Below are 14,019 nucleotides of genomic sequence, written 5' to 3' on the forward strand. Positions count from 1 at the left end.
ATGTGGCATCTGCCTCGGTCGGCTTCCGCGCTCCCCCTGGAACGACTCGCGGTGAGGAGTCCCCGATGACCACCGATGCCCCGGGGAGCGTTCGCTGCCCAGCGATCGACTACGACTTCGCCGACCCAACCGTGCAGTCCCACTTGCATGAAACCCTCGCGGCGATTCGGCAGACCTGTCCGGTCGGGTGGAGTGATCAATATGGCGGCTTCTGGCTGCTCGCCACGTATGACGATGTGCTCGAGGTGGCGCGCGACCACGAGCGCTACACCACTACGGCAGGCATCATGATCCCGCCAACGGGTGCATCGATGCCGGTCGTCCCGGCGGAACTCGACCCGCCGGAGCACACCCCCTACCGCAAACTGGTCATGCCGTTTTTCACCGCCCCCGCCGTCGCGGCTATGGAGCCGCAGTTACGCGAGATAGCTCGGGACTGCATCGCGGCGTTCTCGGCGGATGGGCGCACCGATCTCGTGCAATCTGTGGCAGAGATCGTGCCGTCGCTGGCGATCGGCCTCGCGCTGGGCCTCCCGCGCGAGGATTGGTCGGTGGCGCGCCGCCTGACCGGAAATTTCCTGTCGACGGCGAAGGTCGGCATCGAGGCGAAACGAGCGGCGGCCAAGGAGCTGGAAGATTGGCTCGAAGAACTGATCCGCAGCAGGCGTGCCAACCCGACCGACGACACGCTAAGCAAACTTGTGAACGCCCGCATCGACGGTGCGGAGATCCCGCCGCAGATCGCCTTGGGCATGGTGCAACTGACGGTATTGGCCGGACACGAGACGACCGTCCACGGCATCGGAAGCATGTTGTTCCGGGTTGCCGCCGAGCCCGGTCTCAAGGACCGCCTGCTCAGCGACGCCGCCCTGATGAAAGCGATGGTGCACGAGTCGTTGCGCATCGACCCGCCGATCATCCACATGGCCCGCACCGTCGTCGACGACCACGATCGAGCGGGCACACGGCTACGCCGCGGTGACAAAGTGATGCTCAATTTCGGTGCGGCCAACCGCGACCCGGCAAAATTCAGCGAACCGTTCTCCTTCAACATCGATCGGACGCCCAACCCCCACCTCACGTTCGGGTCCGGGCGTCACAGGTGTCTCGGCGAGCACCTCGCGGTGACGGAGATGTTGATCGTCCTCGAGGAGATCCTCGCGACCATTCCCGACTACCGGCTGTCCGACGAGGGCGGCCCGGCCGATATTGAATGGCGGGGAGGCGGCAATACTCGTGGGCCCGCGAAGCTAGAGGTGGTCTTTACTCCGGTCCCGCGATGAGCGGCTACGAGCATGTGCTGAGCCCGACACACATCGGTCCCGTATTGCTGCGCAATCGGGTGGTCCGCACCTCCCAGGGCAGCGGGCTGGCGGTCAACCAGTTGGTGAGCGACGACATGATCGCGTTCTTGCTGGCTCGGGCCCGCGGTGGGGTAGCGCTCGCATTCGCCGATGTCGCGCAGGTCCACTGGAGTTCGCCGGCCATGCTCGATTTGACCAGCGACCGCGTGCTGCCGGGTCTGACAAAGCTCACCACCGCCGTGAATGCCGAGGGCATGAAGCTGTTTCAGCAGATCTGGCATGGCGGTCCGACCCAGCTGACCCGGGACAGCTCAGCGCCCTGGGCCGCGTCGCACGTTCCCGATCCAGGCCTCGGGATGCTGCCTGTGCCGATGACCCGCATGATGATGGACGAGTTGACCGAAGCCTTCGTCGCATCCGCGCTGCGCGCGCGCGAAGGGGGGATTGACGGCATCGAACTACACGCCGGACATGGCTACCTCTTCTCGAGCTTTCTCTCCCCGGCGACCAATCTGCGCGATGACGAGTATGGCGGGTCATTGGAAAATCGGTCCCGATATCTGGTGGAGGTTCTCCGCGCGGTCCGTACCGCGGTCGGACGGGACTATCCCGTCGGACTGCGAATATCGCCCGACGGTCCGGAGGACCAAACGACACCGTCGCACCTCAGCACGCTCATCTCGATGCTGGAGCGTGAGTCTTTGGTCGATTTCTGGGACGTGTCGCTGGGATCGCATTACGCGCGCGACCTGCTGATCGGCGGCGCGCATCAACCACCCGGATACATGCTGCCGGTCAGCGCACGGATGACCCGCGCGACAACGCTGCCGACGATCGTCGCCGGTCGCATCGCCACTTTGCAACAGGCCGATCAGATAGTGGCTTCCGGCGTCGGAGATCTCGTCGCCATGGTTCGCGCCACGCTCGCCGAACCCGAGCTCATAACCAAGACGGTAAGCGGTCGCGGCGCCGAGATACGCCCGTGTATCGCGTGCTTGCAGAGCTGTGCGGGCGGACTGAACACCCGCGGTCGCGCCATGTGCACGGTCAACCCCGCCGCCGGTCGAGAACTGACCCACGATGACGGCACCATCGTCCGGCACGCGCCAGGCCTGAAGGTAGTTGTGATCGGCGGTGGCCCGGCCGGTATGGAAGCGGCCCGCAGCGCCGCTATCGCCGGTCACCGCGTGACTCTGTTGGAGACGGACGACGCACTGGGGGGACAGCTCCGGCTGGTGCCGCCCACCCGGCCGGAGATCGCAAGGTTGCTCGATTTCTACGAGCACCAGATGCGCTTGCATGCCATCGATGTACGGCTGCGGACTCCCGCTGACGTCCAGACGGTGCGGCGCATGGCACCGGACGCCGTGATCGTCGCTACCGGCGTCAAGCCCCGCCAAGACGGATTCCAGACTTTGCAGCCGCGCCTGCCGTTGCCCGGAATCAGCACGGTCAGCGTCCACACCGGTTGGGACGTGCTGCGCGGAGCCAGTCTCGGGCACACGGTGTTGATGCTCGACGAGATCGGGCATTACGAGAGCACTGACGTCGCACAACAGCTCGTCGACAGCGGCCGTCGCGTCCTCATGGTCAGCCGTTATTCGCTGGTAGCGGCGAACCTGGAAATGCGGTGGGAAATGGTTGGTAGCCCAGTTCTAGCGAAGCTTCTGAAGGGCGACTTCACGTTCTTCCCGCGAACGGTCATCCACCGACTGTCACCCGGTTCTGCGGAGGTGGCCTGTTTCGAGGCCCCGCACCGGATGCAACGACTTGCTTTCGACGATGTGGTCTTGATGAGCGGAGGGACACCCGATCGGGCCTTGCAGCAGGAACTCGTCGGAGTTTGCCCCATAGTGCGGGTGATCGGGGACGCAAGCTCCCCGCGCCGGCTGGAGGTGGCGGTGGTCGAGGGGCGGCAGTCCGTCGACTCCCTTCACCCGGACTGGGTTAGGCCGGTCGCGCGATACGGCTGGGGTGGAAGTGCCACGTGAGCGGTCTCGTCGGGCAGCGTCACTCAGATGGCCGACGGGCGCGGGAGCGAGCGCGGGCGCCGGTCGGTCGTGCCGATGTCGCCGCACGCTTGGCAGCGCGTTGCGTTGCCGCTGCGGATGCCTTGGTCGCCGAGGTGAGACCACTTCGGACCAAAAGTTGCGCGTTGGCCACAATGGCGTCGACGGATCCGCGGCGAGGGTCCCACCATTCCGCAGTCCAGTTCATAGCTCCCATCACCAAGAATCGGGCCAGCTGCGGATCCAACTCTGGGTTGACTTCACCCTCTGCGACGGCGTCGGCGAACAGCCCCTGCCAGATCCGGCCGTAGGCGGCCTCCTCCTTCTTCTGCCGCTTGCTCAGCCGGCTGGGGATCTGTCCTGAGTTCCGGATCGACGCGGTGGTGTAGTCGGAGAGTTCAAGCGCGTGCCGCAGGTGAGCTTCGACCGCGACCATGATCCGATCCATGGGCGCCATGCCGGCCGGCAGTGCGTCCAGCGTCTTCTGTAGGTGCGTGCGCATATCGTGGATCCCGCAATACATCACCTCCTCGATCAGGTCCTCCCTGGACGGGAAATAGTAATAGATCGCCGGTGCCTGTATCTCGGCGTCATCCGCTACATCTGTCAGCCGCGTCCCGGCGAAACCTTTGACGCTGAGCACACGGGCGGCTGCGTCGAGAATTCGCGCCCGCGTGCGTTGCGACTTCGTGTTCGTGCTGTCAGCGTCGGCCTTCGTAGAAGACGGGTTTCTAGGCACGGTTCAATAGTATTCAACACAAGTTGTGGGTTTCGCCGCCTTTTCCGGCCACCAAGCACCAAGCATCGGCGAGAAGCCTGCGGCAATGCCGCCCTCTTCTTGCTGACAACAGCAACGAGCGGAGCGCCGGATTCGATGGCCCGAAGAGGCTCGGCGAGGACATGCAGCGTGGCTTGAACCCCCGCGAGACCCGACGGATGTCTCGTTGATGTCGACATGGACCGGCGAGACCGGAGCAGTACGCGGTCACTCGCGAGGGTGCAGCGCATCATGATCCATGATGCTGGTCGAACGGTTTTGGTCGTCCCCGAGATTTCCGACAATCAGGGCGATCAGCCCGGCTCCCGTGGCCGAGTCATGCCCTGTGGCCTGAACTTCGCTAGAAATCTAATCTTGTGTCAAAATCTCCGACACTCATCTAGAATCTAATCTTATGTCAAAAATAGGTGAGGGAGCGAGTCCCTCGGTTGTCGCTCTGGACGGCCGGGCCGGCCTTGGCCGTGAGGTGCTTGGAAACAAGGGGTACGGCATCGATTCGATGCGACGGCAGGGGTTGCCGGTGCCGCCGGCATTTTGCATCACGACCAGTGTTTGCGCGGAGTTTTTCGCCGATCGCACTCAGTGCGTCGACCGGCTGTGGGCCGAGGTATGCGAGCACGTACGGCGGCTCGAGAATCAGACATCCCGCACTTTTGGTCGCGGCCCACGGCCGATGTTGGTCAGCGTGCGCAGCGGAGCCGCTCTATCGATGCCCGGGATGATGGACACTGTGCTCGACCTCGGGATCAATGATGACGTCGAAAAGGCACTCGCACTCGCCGCTTCCGCCGAATTCGCCCGCGACACTCGCCAGCGCTTCAACGAGATGTACCGGCGCATCGTGCTGGGAGGAAACCCAGAGCTCGAGGTACCGGCGGATCCGTGGAAGCAACTCCGGAGAGCGGTCGAAGCCGTCTTCGCCTCATGGAACAGCCCGCGGGCCGTCGCGTACCGAAGACACCGTGGCTTGGATGCCGACGCAGGAACGGCAGTTGTCGTGCAAGCCATGGTGTTTGGCAATCTCGCGCGCGATTCAGGCACCGGGGTGCTGTTCTCGCGCAATCCTGTCACCGGAGCCGACGAACCATTCGGTGAGTGGCTTGCCAACGGCCAAGGTGAGGACGTGGTCTCAGGGAACGTCGATGTCGAACCTATCGCGGCGTTGCGGGATGAGCAGCCCGCCGTCTACGACCAACTCATGAGCGCGGCGCAGACCCTGGAGCAGCTCGCCGCAGACGTCCAGGACATCGAATTCACCGTGGAGGAGGGCAAACTGTGGCTGCTGCAGACTCGGGCGGCCAAGCGGTCCGCTCAGGCTGCGGTACGGCTGGCGCTGCGGTTGCGCCACGAAGAGCTGATCGACGATGCGGAGGCACTGCGCCGTGTGACACCGGGCCAGATCGAGACGCTGCTCTCACCGGCGCTTCTTCCTGAAACCCGGTTAGCCGCACCACTATTAGCACGCGGACTGCCGGCGTGCCCAGGCGTGGTATCGGGCAAAGCCTATTCCGACGTCGACGAGGCACTCGATGCCGCCGAGGAGGGGGAAGATGTGATCCTGGTGCGCGCAGCCACCAGCCCCGACGACGTCCAAGGCATGCTGGCTGCGCGGGGAATCGTCACGGAGACGGGTGGCGCAACATCGCACGCCGCGGTGGTGAGCCGCGAGATAGGCAGACCGGCCGTCGTCGGATGCGGAGACGGGGCCGTCGCGGAGCTCGAGGGCAAGCTGATAACGGTTGATGGGGCCGAGGGTGAGGTGCGCGAGGGGATCCTGGAACTCACCGCGTGGTCCGAGACTGATTCCCCGGACCTTGCTGAGCTAGCCGAGATCGCGCGCCGTGTCAGCCCGATTCGCGGCCATGCAGTGGGCGATTACCCGGCGCTTACCGATACGTCTCCATCAGCGGTGGCCAACGCGCTTGCTGCAGGCCTCACCGACGTCGTTTCCCCGCACCCGCTCATCACCATGTTGGTCGCGCACCAACTCGACAACAACACAAAGGTACTGACCGATGTCTGATTTAACTGTCCTGCAAGCGATCCGCCTCAAGGGTCGGGTGCGTGAGCCGGATTTGATCGCCACCGTCGGTGAAGACCCTGCAGCGGTCGCATCGACTCTGGAGCAACTGATTTCAGGGGGTCTCGTCGTCGAGGGAAAGACTGTCCGGCTCAGTCCTGCGGGACGCGAGCGGCTTAACGCTCTTCTGGCTGAGGAGCGGTCGGGCGTCGACCAAGATGTACTGGCCGGCATCTACGACAGCTTTCGTGACGCCAACGACGAGTTCAAATCTCTCATAACGGACTGGCAGATAAAGGACGGCCAACCGAACTCCCACGACGACCTCGACTACGACGCAGCTGTGATTGCTCGTCTCGATGACGTCCATCGAATGGTGCGGCCGGTCATCGATTCTGCTGCAACATATCTGAACCGGCTGAAGGCGTACGCCGACAAACTCGAGTCGGCCTTGACGAAGGTCAAAGCCGGCGATACCAGTTGGTTGGCCAGGCCGATCGCCGACTCCTACCACACCGTATGGTTCGAACTTCATCAGGAATTCATCGAGGCCTCGGGTCTCACCCGTGAGGATGAGGCACGCGCCGGGCACGCCAGCTAAACGCGTCGGGTAGTCGGCTCGGCCATCGATCACTGTTTGGCCCACGTCATCTCCGGCCGACCCTAAGAAGGGTGGGCATGCGCCAAGTGCTCGCACCCCGCGTTTAATCTAGAATAAAATCTGGCCCGAGAGGTGATGGCGTGAACACTGTATTGACCGATGAAGAGACCCTGCTCGTCGAGACCGTGCGCGGGTTCATCGATCGGGAGGTCAAGCCGACAGTTCGCGAGGTCGAGCACGACAACGAGTACCCCGAGAAGTGGATCGAACAGATGAAACAGATCGGGATATACGGACTGGCGATCCCCGAAGAATACGGCGGCTCTCCGGTGTCGATGGCATGTTATGTGCTGGTGACGCAGGAATTGGCGCGCGGTTGGATGAGCCTGGCCGGGGCCATGGGTGGGCACACCGTGGTGGCCAAATTGCTGACACTGTTCGGGACCGAGGAGCAGAAGCGAGCCTATCTCCCGGCGATGGCATCCGGCGATATGCGTGCGACCATGGCGCTCACCGAGCCCGGCGGCGGATCAGATCTGCAGAGCATGACGACCACCGCGGTCCGTAACGGTGACGACTTTGTGGTCACCGGTGCTAAGACGTGGATCTCCAACGCTCGCCGATCGGGTCTGATTGCTCTGCTGTGCAAGACCGATCCGAAGGCGACGCCGCGACACACCGGCATCTCTATCCTGCTGGTTGAACCCGGCCCGGGACTCACGATCTCGCGCGATCTGCCCAAGCTGGGCTACAAGGGCGTGGAGAGTTGCGAGCTGTCCTTCGACGGCTACCGCGTCGCCGAATCGGCGATCCTCGGTGGGGTGCCCGGCAAGGGTTTCACGCAAATGATGAAGGGCCTGGAGACCGGCCGGATCCAAGTCGCGTCCCGTGCGCTCGGTGTGGCCACGGCCGCCCTTGAGGACGCGCTCGCCTACTCCCAGCAGCGGGAGAGCTTCGGTCAGCCGATCTGGAAGCATCAAGCCATCGGCCATTATCTGGCCGACATGGCGACAAAGCTCACTGCCGCTCGGCAGCTCACTCTGTATGCGGCCGACCGTTATGACAGCGGCGAGCGCACCGACATGGAGGCCGGCATGGCCAAGCTCTTCGCATCGGAGACGGCAATGGAGATCGCGCTGAATGCCGTCCGGATTCATGGCGGTTACGGGTACTCGACCGAGTTCGACGTCGAGCGGTACTTCCGCGATGCGCCGCTGATGATTGTCGGCGAGGGAACCAACGAAATTCAGCGTAATGTCATTGCAGGTCAGCTTGTTTCGCGCGGCGGTATTTAACACTCGACCGGGCTTGGCGGTCGGCGTTCAGCTGGGCGGGGCCCCACCACCTCCTGCGTAGGGCCCCGAGCAGGGCGAGGACGCGAGCAGTGCGCGGGCGACGTCAAGGGAACGGAATAGCTTTCCGTGGCAATTAATGGTTTCGCACTATGCCTCCGCGGGACGAGTGCATATGGTATTTTTAATACGGATAAAAAAATCCTGATACCCCAGTAGCGGGAGGCTCTTGTGGCGGAAGCGGCCGGCGTTGTGGCGGCGTCTGCTCTACATGCCGTTTCGCCTCCGGATGCGTCGTGGAGTTCGGTCAACCTGGCTGAGGCCGTCCCGGGTGTGATGACGCCGCTGTGCGCCAGCGTGTGGGTTCCGGCCAGCGAACTCGGACTGCGCGCCCCGTTCGTGGCCATGGGTGTGCTACCGGCCAATCAGGCGGCTATCCCAGAGCGTGACGAGCACCGGATCACTGGTGCCTTCTATGGCCGGATGGCCGTGCGGGTGGATTTCCTCTGCGCGATGGGTGATCTGATCCCTGGGCAGTCAGGCGAAGCGCTCTCCCGGGACTTCTTCGGCTTTGTTCCCGATGATTTCGTCAGCAGGCCGTCTATCCGGCGACTCCCGTCGATCGCCGCGCGCTACCCCCGGACGCTGCTGCACATCGCGCGGCGAATCGAGGGGCTACGCACGGAAACTGACGCTTGGTGGCGCAGCGCAATCGGCATGATCGATTCGCTGTCCGGCGAGCAGCTCCGATCGTTGATGGCAGAGGCGATTCTCCGCTTCGAGCAAACACTCGCCGTGCAGGCCGTGGTCAGCGCCTGCGCTATTCAGCCGTTGCACGAGCAACTGACCAACCTGGCCGCCATGGCCGGCGTGGATGCCACTGAACTGTTGCGCGGTCACGGCTCTCACGAGGAGGCCCGGGTTTTGGCCGACCTGTGGAGCGTCTCGCGCGGCAGCCTCGAACTGTCGGACTTTCTGCTCCGGCACGGCTACCACTGTCCGGGGGAGGGCGAGTTGTCCAGCGTGACATGGCGGGAGAACCCTGAACCCGTGCGCAAGCTAATCGCGCAATACCGTGCGATGGACGATACGGCGGCGCCCGACAGCGATCCCGCTGCGCAGCGCCGCGCGGGCAAGCCAGCCGAGAGCCGCTTCCACGCGTCGTTCAGGGGTGCGCAACGGGTCAAGTCTCGGCTGGTCCTGCGACTCGCCCGCCGGTTTCTGCCGCTGCGCGGTGTCGGGAAAGTTTCATACCTGCAAAGCCTCGACGTGGTGCGTGCCTGTGCCCGTCGTCTCGGGGACCAGTTGGCCGCTGAAGGTGTCCTCGGCGACCGCGACGATGCATTTTATCTCACCGCAGAAGAACTATCCGCCAGCCTGCCGCCCGACGTCAAAACCATTGTGGCTCAGCGCCGCAAGCTTCGAGACGAGTACCGTCAGGTCGCGGTCCCGTCGTCGTGGAAGGGGCAGCCGCAACCGGTCGTGCGGACCGGCGGAGAGGCCGAGGATGTGACCACCCTGGCCGGTGTAGGCGCATCCGGAGGCGTCGTCGAAGGTCGCGCGGTGGTGGTCGACGAACCCGCGGATGCCGAGATCAACGACGGTGACATCTTGATCGCGCGCACCACCGATCCGTCCTGGGTGTCGCTGATGTTTCTCGCCAGTGGGCTCGTCGTCGATATCGGCGGCATGATGAGCCACGCCGCGGTGGTCGCGCGCGAACTCGGCATCCCATGCGTCATGAACACCGCCCGCGGCACGTCCACTCTGCAGACCGGCGACTTGATCCGCATTGACGGTGCCGCCGGAACCGTTGAAATCCTGCAACGAATAGGAGTTACCACCTGATGACCGCTGCCGAAATCACCAAGGCTTGGGGGCCACTGGCCGAACCCATCCACGCCGACGCCGCCGGACCCACCGATCCGGTCTGGAAAGACAACGCCTACCTGTCCTTCTGGGACACCCATAACCAGGTGTTCGGCACATTCCATGTCTCCACATCACCCAACGGAACGGGCGCCCGGCGGGCCCGGTGCAGCGTGTCCGTGCAGGGCAAGGTTCTGGAAATCATCGAAGATCTACCACCGGGCAGCTTTGAGAGCGCGTCGATCCAATTCGGGCTCGACGGCCGGATCGCAGTGCGCCATGAGCGGTTACACGCCGATTTGGTCAATGTTCCGCTGTTCGTCGCGGCCGACTATGCGGTGAGTGGGGTTGTTCCCGAGTTGGTGCCCGGCAAGCCGCTGCAGCACTTCCAGCAGGCCTGCGAGATCAACGGCACCCTGGTGCTCGACGGCGTCGAGTCACCGGTGCGAGCGCAGGGAATGCGCGACCGCACTTGGGGTTTCCGCGACGAGTCCGCGCAGTGGATTGAGTATGCGGGTCTGGTGGCCGTCATCGGCGACACCTTCGTCACCGTCATGAAATTTCTGGGAGCAGACGGCTCGCTACGGTCGGATGGGTTCCTTATCGACGCGAATCGATCGGTCACGATCGTCGATGTCACGTTCGGGCGCGATGCTGCCGGGCAATTCCGGTTGGCTCGTCTGCGAGACGCGGAGGGTGGCAGCCGGCTGGTGACGGTCTCGTCGAGGATGGCCGGATTCTTTGTGCCAATGGGCGCAGACTCCGAGGGGCCGTCTTTTGGAACCTATGACGACTTCATGTTGCTCGACAGCGAAAACAGTTCCGGCGCGGGGTTTTTCGAGCAAGGCATCCTGCACCGAGTGTTCTGATCGAATGTCCTACGCGTAGCCATCGAGCACCCGCACCGACCAGGGCGACCGGCAACGGGGCCGAGGACGGGTCAGCGGTGTCCGGTGATCCACCCGACCGCGCCGGTCGGTGCGGGCAGATCGAGCAGGGACGCCAAGACCTGCGAGGCAGGATTGTTGAACGGCATTGGCGCATCCGGGGGCAGCAGGCCCAGCTCGATCATCTGCTTGCCGACCCGCAGCAGCAGGATCGCGCCCCGCAGCGCAGCCCACGCTTCGAACCAGTCGAGGTCCTGCATTGTGCGGCCGGTGAGCTGCTCGAAACGTGTTATAGCGGCGCTACGGTCCGGAAAGCCCTCCAGGCGCGACAGCCCGATCCCGGCCGAATAGACACGGTCGAAGAACAAGAAGTAGCCCAGGTCGACTTCGGGGCGCCCGAGGGTGGCCATTTCCCAGTCGAAGACACCGGTGACCTTCTGGTCGGGGCCGAACATGAGGTTTCCGAATCGGGCGTCGCCCCAGGAAACGACCAGCGGGTTGTCCTGTGTCGGTCGGGAGGCCGCCAGCAGCTCGAAGGCCTTATCGATGGTCGGGCTGAGTGTGTCGCCGGCGGCCCAGCTGTAGAAGCGTTGCCAGTACTGCAGTTCTTGCTCGATGACCGTGTCGCCCAGGTCGGCGTGCAGTAGCTCGGTCAGGCCGAGCGCCACCGGATCCGCCCGCTGGATGTCCGCGATAACCTTCAGAGCCTCGTCGAACATGGTCGCGCGCTGTTCGGCGGTCAGGTCGACCACCCAGCCCCCGGTCACAAAGGGCGGATCATCGCCAGGCACTTCGCCATACGCCCGCTCCAGCAATGCGAATGGTGAACCGAGAACGTCGCCGGTGGTCTCGTGGGCCAGGACCCGGGGAATCGGGGCGTCGGTGTGCGCCGACAGCAGTGACATCACCCTGAGTTCACGGCCCAGATCGTAGGTCTCGAACAATCCGCCGTCCTGAGGGGGAATGCGAACGACTAAACCCTCTTCCACCAGCTCACCGTGCTGCCGCCAGCTGGCCTCGAATAAAACCGTCTCACTGGACATTCCACTTGCCGAGGGAATTATCACGTTCGACACCTTGACCGGCCCGGAGGCATCGACCACGGCCGGTAGCCAGGCGGCAAGGTGTTCACCGACGGCATCCGCGTCCAGTTTGTTCTTCAGCGCCACGATCACCCTCGATCTGATGTTGATCCGACAAAATTTAACTGCGATTAGAATATACCTCGAAGGTCAACCAGGGCCTTCAGTCGCGGGCGGCATTCAGACCGCGTACAGGGTGCCTCGCCACATGGCCACCAGAACGTCGACCGCGCTCTCCTCGTCGCGAAGGCTTGACTCGACACCGAGCCCAGCGATGTGCAGCACTCTTTCGGTGCCCCAGAACAGGGTTGCCGCAAGCATTCTGCTCGGGATCGGCGAGGTGATCATCCCGGCGGCGCGTTCGCGTTCGATCTCCGCCGCCCCGGCGGCGATGAATCGCTCGGCTATCGCCAGCCACAGATCGCGCAGTTCGGGCTCGGCATGCCAGTGATGATTGGTCGCCTGGAATACCGGTCGGTGTCGATGCCAGGCGCGTGTCACGGCCCGAATGCTGCGTTCCAGGGCAACCGTTGGCGAGTCCTCGGGGGATCGAGCAAGAAACGGCTGCACGGTCTGGAAGATGTCTTCCATCGCGCGCTCGAGCAGGCCGCTGACGACGGAGAACTTGGAGGCGAAGTAAAAGTAGAAGGTCGCCCTCGATACTTTCGCTTCAGTGAGAATCTGCGCCACGCTGATGTCCGTCAACGATTGGCGTGCGAGTAGGCGCTCAGTGGCGGCCAGGATGTTCTCGGCTGCTGAGGCGCTGTCGGCGTCTGCGACTCTTCGTCGACCGAGCGTTCGCCTCGTCGTTTCGGTCATCGCCGCCACCTTACTCCCGATTTGCCCACCTCAGCGGCGCCGAACGGCGAATTTAAACTAAATTCAATTGAGGTATACACGCTGTATGGACATTGTGTTAGTGTGAGCCGGTCCACACCTGCGGGGAGCTGTCAGCGCCGTCACTGGCGCCCAGGGGTGTCTCTCGCTGTTGCACAGAATGCCGATGGATAGGCGGAAAGGTCAGATTCGGATGAGTTCGATGATCAGCGTCAGCGCGTGGCCGCTGGTAGGTCACGAGGGATGGCCACCCAATATCGTGCCGAGCCCGGGTGACTTCGAATGCAGCGCCCCGGCGCAACTCGCCTTCTTCTTCATCGCCGGGGCCGCGGTCGTCATCTTCGCGCTCCCATGGGCCATCCGCGCGGCGATGCGAAGTCGGAATTACACCCCACTGCTGGTGATCGGTAGCGGCCTGCTGTGCAGCCTGTGTGAGCCCATGCTCGACATGCTGGGGCATCTGCACTGGGCGAAGAACTTGGTGCCGGCATTCACCAACTTCGGGATCACGGTGCCGGCCCTGATTCCGCTCTGCTACGTCGCGTTCCTCGGCCTCGAGTCCTACTTTTGCTATTTCGTGATCCGCAATGGCGCACACGCCCGGCACTTTGTCATGATGCTCGGATTGGGCATATTCACCGATGCGTTGATGGAAACGATCGGCATTAACCTGGGTGTCTACACCTACTACGGCGTGCAGCCGTACAAGTTTCTGAACTTCCCTTATTGGTGGGGATTCATCAACGGTGCATCGTTTGTCACCGTCGGCGCGATCTTGGCGTATGCGGTACCCCGATTGAAGGGCGCTCGGAAGCTCTGGCTGCTGCTGGCGGCGCCGAGCGGCATGATGTTCAACTACTTCGGTGTCGGGTGGGTGCACATTTTGGCCAGCAACTCGACGCTGCCTGTCGCGGTCCGCTGGGTGGCTACGACCATCATGATGGCGATGATGGTCGGCTGGATGTTCGTGCTGCACCATCTCGTTGGTCGGCCGAACGACCTGCCCGCGCCGCACTGGACACTGTGGCGGATCTTCGCCTACGGCAAGGTCACACCCAGCCGGACGATGCGCCAAGCCATGTGGCAGAAAATGTGCGAGGAAGGCGGTGTGCGAGCCGGAGACGGGATTGCCACCGACCCGGAAGATCCAACTCAGGCGCTGCTCGTCGGACCGACCTTGGTGTTCCCGAACGGTGCAAGCCGGGATCCTCGGCGCGACAGGGCCGCCGTCTGACCGTCGTCGTGGGTCGCTCGGGTCAATCCTGGGCGACCCACGACTGATCCGTCGGCACGCCTGACGCGACCCGGCTTCCTCAGCCGGCGATCGAGGGAATGCCGTG

At 63.6% G+C, this 14,019-nt stretch carries 11 protein-coding genes; 8 read left to right on the plus strand and 3 right to left on the minus strand.

Translation table 11 applies throughout. The annotated features are described in order from the left end of the window. The first annotated feature begins 65 nt into the window (after positions 1 to 65). Both ACIUM1_RS23755 and ACIUM1_RS23760 read left to right on the plus strand, forming a co-directional pair. Positions 66 to 1,283: a cytochrome P450 gene (locus ACIUM1_RS23755; protein WP_406814938.1), complete on the plus strand. Its 1,218-nt coding sequence runs from the start codon at positions 66 to 68 to the stop codon at positions 1,281 to 1,283. Continuing rightward, on the plus strand, positions 1,280 to 3,295 hold the full coding sequence (locus ACIUM1_RS23760; RefSeq protein ID WP_406814939.1) for an FAD-dependent oxidoreductase: 2,016 nt from the start codon (positions 1,280 to 1,282) through the stop codon (positions 3,293 to 3,295). Before ACIUM1_RS23755 ends, ACIUM1_RS23760 begins: the two co-directional genes overlap by 4 nt. A 19-nt stretch (positions 3,296 to 3,314) precedes the next feature. Here the strand turns inward: ACIUM1_RS23760 and ACIUM1_RS23765 are convergent, their stop codons facing one another. After that, positions 3,315 to 4,052 (minus strand): TetR/AcrR family transcriptional regulator, encoded by a 738-nt coding sequence (locus ACIUM1_RS23765; RefSeq protein ID WP_406814940.1) that lies wholly within the window; start codon positions 4,050 to 4,052, stop codon positions 3,315 to 3,317. A 433-nt stretch (positions 4,053 to 4,485) separates the two neighbouring features. Here ACIUM1_RS23765 and ACIUM1_RS23770 point away from each other — a divergent pair, with 433 nt between their 5' ends. The 5 genes from ACIUM1_RS23770 (at position 4,486) to ACIUM1_RS23790 (ending at position 10,742) form a co-directional block, all read left to right on the plus strand. Then, the gene (locus tag ACIUM1_RS23770; RefSeq protein ID WP_406814941.1) at positions 4,486 to 6,114 is read left to right on the plus strand and encodes a pyruvate, phosphate dikinase; all 1,629 of its coding nucleotides are present in this window, start codon (positions 4,486 to 4,488) and stop codon (positions 6,112 to 6,114) included. Further along, a complete protein-coding gene (locus tag ACIUM1_RS23775) occupies positions 6,107 to 6,712 on the plus strand; it encodes a MarR family transcriptional regulator (protein ID WP_406814942.1) in 606 nt (201 codons plus the stop codon). Before ACIUM1_RS23770 ends, ACIUM1_RS23775 begins: the two co-directional genes overlap by 8 nt. Positions 6,713 to 6,852: 140 nt before the next feature. Beyond that, positions 6,853 to 8,007: an acyl-CoA dehydrogenase family protein gene (locus ACIUM1_RS23780; protein WP_406814943.1), complete on the plus strand. Its 1,155-nt coding sequence runs from the start codon at positions 6,853 to 6,855 to the stop codon at positions 8,005 to 8,007. Positions 8,008 to 8,340: 333 nt separating this feature from the next. After that, a complete protein-coding gene (locus ACIUM1_RS23785) occupies positions 8,341 to 9,852 on the plus strand; it encodes a PEP-utilizing enzyme (protein WP_406817834.1) in 1,512 nt (503 codons plus the stop codon). Next, positions 9,852 to 10,742, plus strand: coding sequence for a hypothetical protein (locus ACIUM1_RS23790; RefSeq protein ID WP_406814944.1), 891 nt, complete (start codon positions 9,852 to 9,854; stop codon positions 10,740 to 10,742). Before ACIUM1_RS23785 ends, ACIUM1_RS23790 begins: the two co-directional genes overlap by 1 nt. 71 nt (positions 10,743 to 10,813) lie before the next feature. Here the strand turns inward: ACIUM1_RS23790 and ACIUM1_RS23795 are convergent, their stop codons facing one another. After that, complete coding sequence (locus ACIUM1_RS23795; RefSeq protein WP_406814945.1) at positions 10,814 to 11,929, minus strand: phosphotransferase family protein; 1,116 nt, start codon at positions 11,927 to 11,929, stop codon at positions 10,814 to 10,816. 93 nt (positions 11,930 to 12,022) lie between these two features. Further along, a complete protein-coding gene (locus tag ACIUM1_RS23800) occupies positions 12,023 to 12,661 on the minus strand; it encodes a TetR/AcrR family transcriptional regulator (RefSeq protein ID WP_406814946.1) in 639 nt (212 codons plus the stop codon). 334 nt (positions 12,662 to 12,995) lie between these two features. Here ACIUM1_RS23800 and ACIUM1_RS23805 point away from each other — a divergent pair, with 334 nt between their 5' ends. Beyond that, positions 12,996 to 13,913 carry a hypothetical protein gene (locus ACIUM1_RS23805; RefSeq protein ID WP_406817835.1) on the plus strand — a complete coding sequence of 306 codons (918 nt, stop codon included), beginning with the start codon at positions 12,996 to 12,998 and terminating at the stop codon, positions 13,911 to 13,913. Positions 13,914 to 14,019: the final 106 nt, after the last annotated feature.

This window comes from Mycobacterium sp. M23085 (assembly GCF_045343915.1).
GTDB lineage: Bacteria > Actinomycetota > Actinomycetes > Mycobacteriales > Mycobacteriaceae > Mycobacterium.